The sequence below is a fragment of the Streptomyces sp. NPDC054834 genome (assembly GCF_053611185.1).
The window spans coordinates 23,900-38,259 of record NZ_JBSGZV010000022.1; the positions used below are offsets into that span (position 1 = coordinate 23,900).

A 14,360-nucleotide genomic window follows, 5' to 3' on the forward strand; every position below is an offset into this window, starting at 1 on the left:
CCGTGCCCGTCTCCCCCTCCCCCGACGAGGCCGTCGCGGCTCTCACTGACCCGGCGGCGCCCTACCTCATCGGCGTACGGCACCACGCGCCCTCCCTGGCCGCGGTCGTGCCGGCGCTGCTGGACGCCGCGAAACCGGACGTGCTGCTCGTCGAACTCCCCGCCGAACTACAGGAGTGGCTGCCCTGGCTCGGCCACGAGGAGACCCGGGCCCCGGTCGCCCTCGCCGCCGCGCCCGGCGACGGAGGCGGCGGCCCGGCCTTCTACCCCTTCGCCGACTTCTCCCCCGAACTGGCCGCCGTCCGCTGGGCGGCGCGCCACGAGATCCCGGTCCTCGCCTGCGATCTGCCGCTGGCCGACCGGGCGTGGGGCGAGGAACGGCGTGACCGGGGAGCGGCGGCCGGCGGGCCGGGCCTCGCCGTGGCCCTGCGGTCGCGGCTGACCGGCCGCCCCGGCGACGACCTGTGGGACCGTCTCGTCGAGGCCACCGCGCCGGGCTCGCCGCCCGAAGCGGTGCGCCGGGCCGCACTGCTCACGGGATGGGCGTTGCGCGAGGACGCGGCGGCCTCGGGCGGGGTCCCCGAGGTGGACCTGCGGCGCGAGCGATGGATGCGCGCCCGCCTGGCCGAGGCCACGGCGCGGGGCGAGCGGGCAGCCGTGGTCGTCGGTGCCTTCCACGCACGGGCCTTGGTGCCCTCGTTCGAGGAGGCCGGGCCGGACTCCGCCGCCGCGGCCGAGACCGGTGACGGGCCCGTCTGGACGACCTCGCTCATCCCCTACACCTACGCCCTGCTGGACGAACGCTCTGGCTACCCCGCGGGCATCCGCGATCCGGAGTGGCAGCACCTGGTCCTCGATGCGGCGGGTGACCCGGCCGCGCTGGAGGAGGCGCTGACCCGGGCGGCCGTACAGGTGTGCGCCGAGCTGCGTGCCCTCGGTCATCCGTCCGGACCCGCCGACGCGCGGGAGATCAGCAGGCTCGCCGGAGACCTCGCGCGGTTGCGCGGTCTGCCCGCGGCGGGCCGGGGCGAGCTGGTCGAGGCGGTGCAGACGGTGCTGGCGCAGGGCGAGCCGTACGGCAGGGGCCGGGCCGTCGCCCGGGCGATGGAGCGGGTGCTCGTCGGCACGCGCGGCGGGCGCCCCGCACCCGGCGCGCCGCGCAGCGGCCTCGCCCCCGCCGTGGAGGCGGAGCTGTCGGCGCTGGGCCTGCCCGGGCCGGAGGCCGGCGCGTCCGGTGCGGCCCGGGACCTGCGCCTCGACCCGCTCCGCTCCGATCTGGACCGCCGCCGCGAACTCCTGCTGCGCCGCCTGACGGTGTGCGGCGTGCCGTACGCGGAGGCGAAGGACGTCGTCGGCGCGGGCGGCTCCGAGGCGCTGACCTCCCGCTGGGAGGTGCGGTGGACGCCCGCCACCGCGGCCATGCTGGCCACGGCCGGGGTGCGCGGTGTCACCCCGGCCCAGGCCACCGAAGGCCTGCTGCGCGAGCGGCGGCACGCCGAGCGGAACGAGGGCGGGCCCACCGCCGCGCAGATCCTGCGCGGCCTGGAGCAGGCGGCGGAGTGCGGGCTGCCCGGCCTCGCGGACGAGCGGCTCGCCGACACCGCCGAGGCGCTGCCGCAGACCGGCACCCTGCCCGAACTCCTCGCCGCGCTGGCCCTGTTGGACCGGCTGCGGTCCGGGCACATCGCCGGGCTCGGCACCGACGGGGAGCGCACGGCCAGGGCGACGGCCGTGGCCGAGCTGCTCACCGCCGCCGCCGTGCGCCAGGTGGACGGGCTCACCGGCTCGGAGGATCCCGCCGACGCCCACGCCCTGCTGGCCCTCGCCCACCGCGCCGACCAGTTGGGCGGAATCCGGCTCGCCGACGCCCTCGCCCGCCTGGCCGTGGACGGTTCCCCGCTGATGCGTGGCGCCGCCGGGGCCGTCCGCGTGCTTCTCGGGCACGAGGACGCGCAGGCGCTCGGCGGGCGCGTGGCCTCCTGGGTGGACACCGCCTGCGATCCCGAGTCCCGGTCCGCGCTGGCCGCCCGGCTCACCGGACTGCTGACCGCCGCCGGCCAGCTGCTGGAGGCCGCGCCTCCCGCTCTGGAGCCTCTGCTCACCCGCGTGTCGGAGCTCGGCGACCAGGACTTCCTCGACCGGCTGCCCGCGCTGCGGGGCGGCTTCGACACGCTCAGCCCGGCCGCCCGCGACCGCCTGCTGTCCACCGTCGAAGAGCGCCTGGACACCGGCCACTTGGCGGACACCGGCGACGTCGACCCCGCGGCCCTCGCCACCTGGACGCGCGCGGATCTGGCGGCCCGCGAGGTGCTGCGGACGACGGGGCTGCTTCCGCCGCCCGTGAGCCGACGGGAGGAGGCCGGGCCCGTCACCGGAGTGGCCGCCTCCCCTGACACATCCGGTGAGCTGAACCGGCTCGCCCCCGCCGACCGCTGGCGTCTGCTGCTGGGCCGCCGCAAGGACCGACTGCCCCGGAAGGCTGCCGCCCTGGCCACCGCGCTGGACGAGCTGTACGGCAGCGGACGCGGCGAGGGCAGCCGGGGCGATCTCACCGGCGGGGGCCGTGGCGGACGGGAAGCGCCGTATCCCGGGGTGCGGGAGTGGTCGGAGGAACTGGCGGCGCTGTTCGGGCCGGGCATCCGGGAGGAGGTGCTGGCGGCGGCCGCCGCGGCGGGCCGTCGGGACGTGTTCGCCGAGCTCGACCCCGACACCGTACGGCCCTCCGTCGACCTGTTGCGCAGTGTGCTGCGGCATGCGGGCGGGCTGCCCGAGGCCCGGCTGGCCGCGCTGCGTCCGCTCGTGCGACGCCTGGTCGACGCCCTGACCCGGCAGCTGGCCACGCGGTTGCGGCCCGCCCTGCACGGCACGGCGCTGCCCCGCCCCAGCCGGCGCCCGGGCGGCGGCCTCGACCTGCCCCGTACGCTGCGGGCCAACCTGGCGACCGCGCGGCGCGGACCGGACGGCACGGTCCAGGTCGTCCCCGAGCGGCCCGTCTTCCGCACGCGTGCCCGGCGGGCCGCCGACTGGCGGCTGATCCTGGTCACCGACGTGTCCGGGTCCATGGAGGCGTCCACGGTCTGGGCCGCCCTCACGGCCTCCGTGCTGGCCGGGGTGCCCACCCTGTCCACGCACTTCCTGGCGTTCTCCACCGAGGTCATCGACCTCACCGACCAGGTCGAGGACCCGCTGTCGCTGCTGCTCGAGGTGAGCGTGGGCGGCGGCACGCACATCGCGGCGGGGCTGCGGCACGCCCGTGAACTGGTGACCGTGCCCTCCCGCACCCTCGTCGTGGTCGTCAGCGACTTCGAGGAGGGCTACCCGCTCGGCGGGCTGCTCGCCGAGGTCCGTGCCCTGGTCGGGGCCGGCTGCCATGTCCTGGGCTGCGCGAGCCTCGACGACACCGGCCGGCCCCGGTACTCCACCGGCGTCGCCGGACAGCTCGTCGCCGCGGGGATGCCCGTGGCCGCCCTCAGCCCGCTCGAACTCGCCCGCTGGGTAGGGGAGAAGATCGCATGAACCCGGACCTGCCGCCGGTCGCCCCGTCCGTGACCGCCGAGCTCGTCGGGGCGCTGTCGCCCCGGCTGCGCAAGCGGCTCGACGCGGGCGTCACCAAGCTCGCCGCCCGTCCCACCGTCGTCGACGGCGACACCGTGCGCATCGCCGTCGACGACGACACCCACCTCGAACTCCACGCCCCCGGCGGCTCGGTGACCAGCGCGGACGGGATCCGCTGCGGATGCCTGCTGGCCCCCGACTGTCTGCACCGCGCCGCGGCGGCGTCGGCGGCACCGATCGCCGACGCCGGACCAGCCGAGGCGACCGCCGGATCAGAGACCCTCGCCGGACCAGGTAACCCGGCCGAAGCAGAGCCCTCCGCCCAACTGGAGACCCGCGCGGAACCGGAAACGGCCACCGCCGGCCAACGCGCCGCCGCTCGCGCCGTGCACGACGCGTCGGCGGCCGTGCTGGACGCGGGCACGGACGGCACGGGCGCGGTGCTCCAGGCGGAACTGCTGCGCGCCGCGCACACCGCACGGCTGGCGGGCCTGCCCCGGGCCGCCGCCTCGGCGGTCTCCACGGTCACGGCGGTGCGCGCGGCCCGCTCGGCCGATCCGGCGTACCGCCTCACCGACCTTGTCGCCGCGCTGCGAGAGGTCCTGTCCGTCGCGCACCGCCTGCCCTCCGCCACCGGCCCGGACCTGGCGGCCCTGCGCGGCACCGTGCGGCAGCCGTACACCCCGGACGGCTCGCTGCGCCTGTACGGCCTCTTCTCCGAACCCGTCCTCACCGCGACCGGCTACGCGGGCGCCGTCACCTGGACCGCCGACGCCGACGGCCGTCTCTGCACGGTCCCGGACGTCACCCCGGGCGGTCCGGGACGGGCCGTGGGCGCCGCGGACCGTGCCGTGCGCATCGGCGACACGGCCCTGACCCACCGCGAGTTGTCACGGGCGGGCCTCGCGGTGTCCGGGGCCACCGTCTCGCCGACGGGACGGCTGGGCGCGGGTGCCGGGGTACGGGCAGTTCGCGCGTCCGGCGCCGGCTGGAGCGACGAGCCCCTGGACCGGCTCTGGGCCGTGCCCGTCGCCGACCAGGTCGGACGGGCCCTGGACAACGACCACGACCTGCTCTTCCTGGACGTCACCCTCAAGGGCACGGTCCGCGAGGCCGCGGGCGACTGCCTGCTGGCCGACTGCGACGGCCGCACACTCCGGCTGGCCGCCGCCCACGACCACCCCGCGCTCCCCCACCGCGACAACCTCCGCCTGCTGGCCGCGGCCCGAGGCAGCCGCCTTCGGATCATCGCCCGTCTCACGCCGGCCCCGCAGCCCCGCGCCCTGCTGCTCGCCGCCGAACACCCCACGCGTCCGGGCACGCACGTGGACCTCGGCCTCGACCGCCTCCAGCAGGCCGACCTGCCCACCGAGGCGCCCCCGCCCGCCGAATCCGCCGAACCCGCCCCGGACGAAGCCCCCCTCCACCTGCTGCGCCGCCGCGTCCACCAGGCGGCCTCCGGTGGACGCCGCGTGCTGGCCTTCCCCGGGGACGGCAACTCCGAGGGCCGACGCCTGCGCCACCACGGCCTGCCGACCGCGGGCGACCTGCTCGACGAGCTCCGATCCGCCGCCGCGGACCGCACCCGCGACCCCTTCGGCCGCCTGCTCCCGGCCGACACGGCCCGCTTCGCCCGCGCCTGGCTGGCCGCCGCCCTCTACACCGAGGAGGTGGACCGAGCGCTGTGCGCCGCGGCGTGGGGCGCGTGAGGCGCACCGCGCGCCCACCTCGCCGACCGCACCCGTCGGGCCCGCCTCAGCGCAAGGCGCCCTTGGTGGCGTCCGCGATGAAACCGCGGGCGAAGAAGGTGAACACCAGCACCAGCGGGATGACCGACAGGAGCACCCCGGACATCACCATGCTGTAGTCGGTGGAGTGTCCGGCGTACAGCTGGGCCAGCGCCACCTGGAGGGTGAGGCGATCGGGGTTGACCAGCATCACCAACGGCAGGATGTAGTCGTTCCAGGCGGCGATGAAGGTGTAGATGCCGAGGAACGCCAGGGCCGGCCGGACGCATGGCAGCACCACGTGCCAGTAGAGACGGAAGAAGCCCGCGCCCTCGATACGGGCGGCGTCCAGCAGTTCGTCGGGGACTCCGCTGCTGGTGTACTGGCGCATCCAGAAGATGCCGAAGGCGTTGGCGGCGGCCGGCACGATGAGCGCCTTGAGCGTGCCCAGCCAGCCCAGCTGCATCATGATCTCGTACTGCGGGATGATCGCCAGCTGGGTCGGCAGGATGTACATCGACAGCAGGACACCGAACAGGAACTTCTTGGCCGGGAAGTCGTACTTGGCGAAGGCGAAGGCCGCGAGGGAGTCGAAGAACAGCACCAGCACCGTCGTACAGACCGCGACGATCACCGTGTTGAACAGCGATCCGAAGAAGTCCATCTTGGCGAACAGGTGCTGGAGATTGGTCAGCAGGTTGTCGCCGAACCACAGCTTCGGCGGGTAGCGGTAGATGTCCTGCGAGGTGTTCGTGGCCATGACGATGATCCAGTAGAACGGGAACACCGAGATGACGACGCCGGTCAGCAGGACGACGTGGACGCTCAGCCCTCGCAGGCGCTTGCGGTTCTGGCTGTTCACGGCCGGCGCTCCTTACGCTGCACCAGACGCCAGTTGATGACGACGATGAGCAGGATCAGCAGGAAGAAGGCCCAGACGATCGCGGCCCCGTAGCCGAAGTCGTTGTTGTCGAAGGCCTGGTGGTAGAAGTACAGCAGCGTGGTCAGACCGGCCTGGCCCGGGCCGCCGGAGTTGGGGTTGGTCGCCGCCTCGCTGCCGAACAGCACCTGTGGTTCGGTGAAGCTCTGCAAGCCGGTGACCGTGGAGATCACCACGGTGAACAGGATGATGGGCCGCAGCAGTGGGATCGTGATGGAGAAGAGGACCCTTGCCGGGCCGGCCCCGTCCATCGTGGCGGCCTCGTAGACCTCCGAGGGGATCGCCTGGAGGCCGGCGAGGTAGATGATGGCGTTGTAACCGGTCCACTGCCAGGTCATCAGCGTCGCGATCACCAGCTTGATCGTCCACTCGTTGCTCATCCAGGGCACGGCCGACAGGTGCAGGGCCCTGAGAATGGCGTTGATGAGGCCGAAGTTGTTGCTGAAGACCGCGCCGAAGAAGATCGCGATGGCCACCAGCGAGGTGATGCTGGGGATGAACAGGGCGACCCGGTAGAAGGCGGTGAACCGCTTGGTGGAGTTCACCAGGACCGCCAGCACCAGCGCGAGGAAGAGCATCGGCACCGTGGACAGCACCCAGATGACGAGGGTGTTGCGGACGGACAGCCAGAACACCGGGTCGTCCCAGAGGAAGCGGAACTGCTGGAACCCGACGAAGTGCATCTCCCCGATGCCGTCCCACTTCTGGAATGCCAGATACACGGTGTAGATCACCGGGAAGAGCATGAAGACCGAGAAGATCAGGTAGTACGGCGAGATGGCCAGGTACTGCGGCCAGTACCTGGCGACCCGCCGCCGAGGCCCGGGCCGGGCTCCGGCCTGCACCGGACGGATCCGGCGGCGGTGCCGCCCCGGACCTCCCTCGCGGCGGTCCGGAGCCGATCGGCCGGTGGATCCGGTCGGTCCGGTCGGTCCGGTGGATCCGGTGTCGGATCCGGAGGTCGGTCCGGTGGGGGCCGGGCCGGCTACCGGGCTTGACGACATCTCACTTCACTCCCTGCCGCTGGGCGATCTGCTTGGCCTGGCTGACCGCGTCCTTCCAGGCGTTGTCGGGGTCCTTGCCCGTGGCCTCGATGCTGGTCAGCTCGCTGAAATAGGGCGCGGAGACCGCCGCGTCAGCCGGGGCCTCGTACGCGGCGGGGATCTTCTTGGCCGCCGGGCCGAAGATCTCGATGGTCTTCTGGCCGCCGAAGAAGGGGTCGCCGCCGGTCAGCGCCGGCAGCTTGTACGCGGCCGGGGCGGTCGGGAAGAGGGCCGCGTCGGTGAAGCCTCGGGCCTCGTTCTCGGGGCTGAGGATCCAGCTGATGATCTTGAAGGCCTCTTCGGGGTTGCCGCTGGTCGCGGGGATGGCCAGGAAGGACCCGCCGAGGTTGGACGGTCCGCCAGGCAGGCTCGCCACCCGCCACTTGCCCTTGCCGCCCGGCGCGGCGTTGCTGATGTCCAGCGCGTGCCAGGCGGCGCCGAGCTCGGTGCCCAGGGTGCCGCCGCTGATGGCCGCGTTCCACGTGTTGTCGTTGATCTTGGCGTCGATGCCGAGGGTGTAGGGCTTCACGGCGGTGGTCCAGGCGGTGCGGATGTGGTCCTGGTCGCCGATGAACTTGTTGTTCTCGTCGACGAACCGCTGGGTGCCCTGGCCGATGATCATCGAGAACACCGAGCCGATGTTGTTGATCAGGTAGGTCTTGGGTACGGCCTTGTGCAGTTCGACGCCTGCCTTGAAGTAGTCCTCCCAGGTGGACAGTTCGGAGGAGACCTTGGCCGGGTCGGTGGGCAGTCCCGCCTTCTTGAAGAGGTCCTCGCGGTAGTAGGTGGCACACGGGCCGACGTCGATCGGGAAGCCGATGAGCTTGCCGTCCTGCGTCGTGGCCTGCTTCAGCTTCCACGACAGGTACTGCGGGGCCAGCTTGTCCGCACCGAGGGTGTTCAGGTCGATGAAGCGGTTGGCGTTGGGCAGGAAGGAGGCGATGTCCTCGCCCTTGATGCCGGTGATGTCCGGGGCGGACTGAGCGGCCCGCAGGCCGGTGAGCAGCTTCGTCTTGAAGTCACCGCCGACCACGGACGCCTTGAGGGTCATGTCGGAGAAGTGCTTCTTGGCGTCCGCGACGACCTTGTCGCTCAGGCCTCCGGACCAGTACCAGAGGGTCAGGTTCTTGCTGTGCTTGCTGCCGCTGGATCCGGAGCCGCCGCCGCACGCTGCGGTGGCGCCCGCCGCGGTGGCCGTCAGTGCGGCGGCCTGAAGGAATCGTCTGCGGGAAAGGTCCACGATCTTCTCCTAGATTTCGGCGGGTTCGGCGTGTCCGGCATGTCCGACAGGACCTGTGAGTCGTGGGCCGCGGAGGGGGCGCGGCGGGGGCCGGATGGCTGAAGAGCGTCGGCGTGGTGGGAACTCTTCAGCCACTCGGGGTGTGTGACCTGGTCCTCCCAGACGGTGCCGACGCGTCCGTGGTGGCGTAATGCGCCGTTCGTCCGCTTCGGCCGACCGGAGTGGGGTCCGGACCTGGGCTCCGAATTACGCAAGAGAGTGCACCCGGTGCGCGGGTTTGACAAGGGTCAAGCAGATATCCAGACATTCCTGCGCGACTTTGCTTGAGTTTGGCGAGTTCGCGAGTATGGTCAGCCGCATGCTCCCTGACCGAAGACATCAGCTGATCCTGCGCGTCCTGCGCGCGGACGGGCCCACCACGGTGGTCACCCTGGCCGAGAAGGTCGGGGCAAGTCAGGCCACGATCCGGCGGGACCTGGCGCAACTGGAGGACGAAGGACTGCTCAAGCGCGTCTACGGCGGTGCCGCCCCCGTCGTGGATGAGGACGACCCGTTCGCCGACGTGGCCGGCATCCGCGTCGAGGCGAAGGACGCCCTGGCCGCCTGGTGCGCAAACCTCGTCATGGACGGGGAGACCGTGCTGCTCGACATCGGGACCACCGCCCACCGCGTGGCCCGCCATCTGCACGGCCGGTCCCTGACGGTGATGACCAGCAACCTGGCCGTCTACGAGGAGCTCCAGGACGACAAGGACGTCCAGTTGATCCTGCTGGGCGGCGTGGTCCGGCGCGAGTACCGCTCGCTGGTCGGCTTCCTCACCGAGGACAACCTGCGGCAGGTACACGCCGACCGGTTGTTCCTCGGCACCAGCGGGATCCGCCCCGACGGACAGGTACTGGACACCACCGCCGTCGAGGTTCCCGTCAAGCGGGCGATGATCGCCGCGAGCGCCCAGGTGGTCCTGCTGGCGGACGCGGGCAAGTTCCCCGGCACCGGCATGGCCCGGGTGTGCGGTCCGGAGGAGATCGACATCGTGGTGACCAACGCCCCGGGGGACGAGAAGACCTGTAATCGGCTGCGCGAGGCGGGAGTTCAGGTGGTCGAAGTATGAGACTCACGATCCTGGGCGGCGGGGGCTTCCGGGTCCCGCTCGTCTACCGGGCCCTGCTGGGCGACCGGGGCGAAGGACGCGTCACCGAGGTGACCCTGTACGACCTGGACGCCTCCCGGCTGACGACCATCAGCCGGGTCCTCGCCGACCAGGCGGCCGGGCACCCCGACCCGCCCGTCGTCACCGTCACCACCGACCTGGACGAGGCGGTCACCGGCGCCGACTTCGTGTTCTCCGCCATCCGCGTGGGCGGGCTCGCCGGCCGGGCGGCGGACGAGCGCATCGCCCTGGAGGAAGGCGTGCTGGGCCAGGAGACCGTCGGCGCGGGCGGTATCTCCTACGGGCTGCGCACCATCCCGGTGGCGCTCGGGATCGCCCAACGCATCGCCGCCCTGGCACCCGACGCCTGGGTCATCAACTTCACCAACCCCGCAGGCATGGTCACCGAGGCGATGACCGCACGTCTGGGCGACCGCGTGATCGGGATCTGCGACTCTCCGGTGGGCCTCGGCCGGCGCGTGGCCGGCGCGCTCGGCGTCGACCCGGCCCGCACCCGCCTGGACTACGTGGGCCTGAACCACCTGGGCTGGCTGTGCGGCCTGTACGCCGACGGCCGGGATCTGCTGCCGTCCCTGTTCGAGGACGAGGCCGCACTGACCTCGTTCGAGGAGGGCAAGCTCTTCGGCGCCGACCTGGTGCGCACGCTGGGCGCGCTGCCCAACGAGTACCTGCACTACTACTACTTCCACCGCGAGTCGGTCGGCTCCGCACGGGCCGCCGTCCAGACACGGGGAGCCTTCCTGCACTCACAGCAACAGCGCTTCTACGACTCCCTGGACACCGTCGCCGTCGGCCCGCCCTCTCCCCGCGCCGCCTGGAGCGCGTGGGACGCCACCCGCCTGGAGCGCGAAACCACCTACATGGCCGAGAACCGCGACGCCGTCGGCATGGGCGAACGGGACTCCTGCGACCTGGAGTCCGGCGGATACGAGCAGGTCGCCCTCGCGCTCATGCGGGCCATCGCCCTGGACGAGCGCACCACCCTCGTGCTCAACGTCCGCAACCGCGGCCGGATCCCCGTCCTGGACGACGACGCCGTCATCGAGGTCCCCTGCCACGTGGACGCCAACGGCGCCCGGCCCATCGCCGGAGCCCCGCTGCCCGACCACGGCCAGGGCCTGGTGCACGCGGTCAAGACCGCCGAGCGGGCGGTGATCCAAGCCGCCACCACCGCCGACCGCGCCCACGCGCTCAGGGCGCTGACGATCCACCCGCTGATCGACTCGTACGCCGTCGCGAAGCGCCTGCTGGACGCCTACCAGCACCACTTCCCCGAACTCGCCTACCTCGGCAGTCGAGCCACTGCCCGGGTCGAAGACAACCCCACCCCAGCTGACCGGGCCGGCACACCCAGCGAAACCGGCCTGCCGGCCAGAAGCCTTGTGCCGGACTGAGCCTCACGGCCCACCGACCCCCGACCGTGCTCGAAGAGCAAGGCCCCTGGCTCTCCGCCAGAACGAACATCGGAGGATCTCGTCGTGCTCCGCGGCTCGTACCTGGCGGACACCCGGTGGTACGCCCTACTTCGGCGCCTGGAAGCCGCCGGTCTTCTGCTCGAGCAGTTCGGCCAGCCGCAGCGGGGTGCGGTCCTCGAACATCGGACCGATGAGCTGCACTCCCACCGGCAGACCCGCGGGGGACCGACCCGCTGGTACGGCGGTGGCAGGCAGGCCGGGCATGGTGGGCACACCGGCCCAGACGAGCTGGTCGAGGTACGGGTACTCGACACCGTCGATGTCGATCCGGCGTTCCGTCGGATCGGGGTTGTGGTCGTGCGGGAACGCGGGAGTGGGCGTGATCGGACACACCACGGCGTCGAACTCGGCGAAGAGCTGCCGCCAGCCGCGGCGGTGGAGCTCGCGACGGCTGTTCGCCTCGATCCAGTCACGGTGGCTGAACACCATGCCGCGCAGCCGCGCCGCATCGAGACTCCGGTCGTCTGCGCTCAGTCCGGCGGCGCGGGTCCGCAGCTGCTCGTACGCTTCGACGGGAAAACGTGCAGCCAAGCTCGAAAACAGCAACTGCGTGTAGAGCATCGCGGCTTCGGCCGGATCGGGCAGCAGCGGACTGTGCCGTTCGACGCGGGCGCCGCCGTCGACGAGCGCGTCGGCCACTCGTGTCAGGCCCGCCCGCACAGCGGACCCGGTCGGAATGAGCGGATGCTCGTCCAGGACCAGGACCCGGAAGTCGCAGAGCCGCTCGTGGCGCGCGGGCGGCAGCGTCAAGTGGTGCGCCACACCGAACGTCAGCGGGTCCGGTCCGGCCATCACGTCGAGCAGGAGCGCGAGGTCGCGGGCAGTGCGTGCCATCGGACCGACGACGGCGAGGTCGATGTCGGCCGGCAGGGCCGGGGCGGGCGGCGGGACCATACCGCGGGTCGCCGCCAGCCCGAGGGTCGGCTTGTGTGCGTAGACACCGCAGAAGTGCGCGGGGGTGCGCAACGAACCGGCGATGTCCGAGCCGAGGGACAGCGCGCCGAATCCGGACGCCAGGGCCGCCGCTGATCCGCCGGAGGACCCACCCGGCGTTCGACCGTGATCCCACGGGTTGTTGGTGGTGCCGTAGATCTCGTTGAAGCTCTGCACATCTTGCAGCCCCACGGGCACATTGGTCTTACCGAGCACCACCGCGCCCGCGGCCTTGAGCCGCGACACCTGCACCGCGTCCTCGGCCGGCACGTAGTTCCGGTGTTGCGGCATGCCCCAGGTCGTGGGCAGCCCGGCGATGTTGTAGGACTCTTTGACCGTCACCGGAATGCCGAGCAGTGGCCGGTCCTCACCACGGGCGAGCGCCTGGTCGGCACCGCGCGCGGCGGCCCGTGCACGCTCGAAGTCCGGCACACAGATCGCGTTGATCGCCTTGTCGTCCCGCTCGATACGGGCGATCGCCTCGTCGGTCAGTTCCACCGAGGTCACTTCACCGGCACGCAAGGCAGCCGCGAGTTTTTCGGCCGTCTGAAAACTCCACCCCATGGATCAGACCGTACCGGCCTCTGGAGCAGGCCATGAAATGCCGCTTCGCACAAGGGTGGATGCCCGGCCCGGGCAACGTCAGCTGGTGATCATCGGACGTCTGTCCTGGCTGACGGTGAGTCAAGTAAGGCAGAAAGGCCTACGGAGCCGCCCCGAGGTCCCCTGTTTCAGCGGTGTGTGCCGTGTCACGCACCCAAAGACGTGCCCGAGTTGTCTGCATCACAGCGGAAATGTCCATTTATCGTCCATGCTCGAACCGGATACCGACTCCCGAAGTGGAGCCTATCGGCAACCCCTTGGGCACGAAGTTCCAAAGTGACCCATGACACAGCATTCGTGACATTCCTGTCTGTTTCCTTGGAAAGGTGCCCCCTTATGGCCGCTTACCTCTGTCCTCCTGCCGTGATACACGGCGAGCACGCCGTGGAGACCAGCCAGATCGTGGCGGAGGTGCGCGACCGGCATCCGCACGCGGCGTGGGCGCCGCGGATCGACGGCATCGCGGCCGGCACGGGCATCGAGACCCGCGGGTGGATGCTGCCGCTGGAGGCCGCCGTCGCGCCCGGCAACGGCGGTGGCCTGCGGGCTGTCGGCATCGGGTCGGCCCAAGAGGCGTTGGCACGCGACGGGTTCACCCAGCAGGACGTGGACCGCGTGATCGCCGCACTTGAGGCGATACCCGCACCGCAGACCGTCCAGGAGCGCACCGCGCCGGCCTGGGAGGCCGTGCAATCCTACGGGGAGCGTGCGGCGCGCGGTGCCCTGCAGATCGCCGGGCTGGACGCCGCAGACATCGACTGCCTGATCACCAGTCACTCCACGACCCCGGCACTGCCGGGTCTGGACATCGCCCTGGCCAACAAGCTTCCGCTCCGCAACGACGTGATGCTGCTGCCGGCCACGCAGTGGGCCTGTATAGCGGGGACCCGTTCCCTGGCGCTGGCGGCGGATCTCGTGGCCGCGGACCCCGACCGGGTGGTCCTGGTCGTGATCGCGGAGGCGCTGAGCACGACCTACCAGCCCGCGGACGACACTCTCGAGTCCCTGATCGTCCGGTTGCTGTTCGCGGACACCGCGGTCGCCATGGTGGTCACGGGCCGCCCGAGGCGCGAGTCGGTGCTGCGGCTGGACACCGCCTGGCACCACACCCTGCCCGGCACCCAGGACCTGCACCGCCTGGACACGCGGGCGGACGGCACCCACTTCGTGATGGACCGGCGCGGGCCGCGCGCCGTACAGGAGACGGTCACCGCGATGTGGGAGTGGCTGCGCGTCCGTTACCAGGACCACCCCGACGCCTGGCACCCCGACGTGCTGCTGGCGCACCCCGGCGGGACCCGGGTGCTGGAGTACATGGAGCAGACGATGCCCGACGCGTGGCCGTCGGGGCTGCTGGACCACAGCCGGGACAGCTACACCAGCGGCAACCGCGGCGGCGCCGCCGTGTTCGACATCATGCGGCGGGCGCACGACGCCGGGCAGAAGCCGGGCAACCGCGCCGTCCTGTACGCGGCGGCACCGGGCCTCACCGCCACCGCCCTGGAAGGGGAGTGGCTGTAGTGCGAGCCCGAGCCACCCGTGTCGGCAAACGGGCCGTCCGCGTCACCGGTACCGCTGAGGGCGCCGTCCGCACCGTCCGTGGCGCCGGATGACGCGTACGCCCGTACCGTCGCCGCGCTCCCATACGCCGGCCGCGCCCCCGCCCCGCAGCCG

At 72.1% G+C, this 14,360-nt stretch carries 9 protein-coding genes; 5 read left to right on the forward strand and 4 right to left on the reverse strand.

Annotation, left to right across the window (positions count from 1 at the left end):
• Positions 1-2 precede the first annotated feature (2 nt).
• A complete protein-coding gene (locus ACWGJM_RS26955; protein WP_453414294.1) occupies positions 3-3,515 on the forward strand; it encodes a vWA domain-containing protein in 3,513 nt (1,170 codons plus the stop codon).
• Entirely contained in the window at positions 3,512-5,263 is a 1,752-nt protein-coding gene (locus tag ACWGJM_RS26960; protein WP_453414295.1) for a hypothetical protein, read from the forward strand. The genes ACWGJM_RS26955 and ACWGJM_RS26960 overlap by 4 nt, the downstream gene beginning before the upstream one ends.
• A gap of 46 nt (positions 5,264-5,309) precedes the next feature.
• On the opposite strand, the gene ACWGJM_RS26965 is transcribed toward ACWGJM_RS26960, so the two are convergent.
• The 3 genes from ACWGJM_RS26965 to ACWGJM_RS26975 all read right to left on the reverse strand — a co-directional run bounded on the left by ACWGJM_RS26965 (position 5,310) and on the right by ACWGJM_RS26975 (position 8,504).
• Positions 5,310-6,143, reverse strand: coding sequence for a carbohydrate ABC transporter permease (locus ACWGJM_RS26965; RefSeq protein WP_453414296.1), 834 nt, complete (start codon positions 6,141-6,143; stop codon positions 5,310-5,312).
• Entirely contained in the window at positions 6,140-7,075 is a 936-nt protein-coding gene (locus ACWGJM_RS26970) for a carbohydrate ABC transporter permease (protein ID WP_453414392.1), read from the reverse strand. Before ACWGJM_RS26970 ends, ACWGJM_RS26965 begins: the two co-directional genes overlap by 4 nt.
• Before the next feature lie 151 nt (positions 7,076-7,226).
• On the reverse strand, positions 7,227-8,504 hold the full coding sequence (locus tag ACWGJM_RS26975; RefSeq protein ID WP_453414297.1) for an extracellular solute-binding protein: 1,278 nt from the start codon (positions 8,502-8,504) through the stop codon (positions 7,227-7,229).
• Between the two features lie 190 nt (positions 8,505-8,694).
• Here ACWGJM_RS26975 and ACWGJM_RS26980 point away from each other — a divergent pair, with 190 nt between their 5' ends.
• Positions 8,695-9,615, forward strand: a complete 921-nt coding sequence (locus tag ACWGJM_RS26980; RefSeq protein WP_453414298.1) for a DeoR/GlpR family DNA-binding transcription regulator — start codon at positions 8,695-8,697, stop codon at positions 9,613-9,615.
• Complete coding sequence (locus tag ACWGJM_RS26985; RefSeq protein WP_453414299.1) at positions 9,612-11,069, forward strand: 6-phospho-beta-glucosidase; 1,458 nt, start codon at positions 9,612-9,614, stop codon at positions 11,067-11,069. Before ACWGJM_RS26980 ends, ACWGJM_RS26985 begins: the two co-directional genes overlap by 4 nt.
• Before the next feature lie 126 nt (positions 11,070-11,195).
• Here ACWGJM_RS26985 and ACWGJM_RS26990 read toward each other — a convergent pair whose 3' ends face one another.
• Entirely contained in the window at positions 11,196-12,647 is a 1,452-nt protein-coding gene (locus tag ACWGJM_RS26990) for an amidase (RefSeq protein ID WP_453414300.1), read from the reverse strand.
• Positions 12,648-13,022: 375 nt separating this feature from the next.
• Here ACWGJM_RS26990 and ACWGJM_RS26995 point away from each other — a divergent pair, with 375 nt between their 5' ends.
• Positions 13,023-14,207: a type III polyketide synthase gene (locus ACWGJM_RS26995; protein WP_453414301.1), complete on the forward strand. Its 1,185-nt coding sequence runs from the start codon at positions 13,023-13,025 to the stop codon at positions 14,205-14,207.
• The last annotated feature ends 153 nt before the right edge of the window (positions 14,208-14,360 follow it).

What these genes read in the sequence shown, in the direction of transcription:
- ACWGJM_RS26960 (WP_453414295.1), top strand. Translation starts at nt 3,512, where the DNA reads ATGAACCCGGACCTGCCGCCGGTCGCCCCGTCCGTGACCGCCGAGCTC.
- ACWGJM_RS26980 (WP_453414298.1), top strand. Translation starts at nt 8,695, where the DNA reads ATGCGCCGTTCGTCCGCTTCGGCCGACCGGAGTGGGGTCCGGACCTGG.
- ACWGJM_RS26985 (WP_453414299.1), top strand. Translation starts at nt 9,612, where the DNA reads ATGAGACTCACGATCCTGGGCGGCGGGGGCTTCCGGGTCCCGCTCGTC.
- ACWGJM_RS26990 (WP_453414300.1), bottom strand. Translation starts at nt 12,647, where the DNA reads ATGGGGTGGAGTTTTCAGACGGCCGAAAAACTCGCGGCTGCCTTGCGT.
- ACWGJM_RS26995 (WP_453414301.1), top strand. Translation starts at nt 13,023, where the DNA reads ATGGCCGCTTACCTCTGTCCTCCTGCCGTGATACACGGCGAGCACGCC.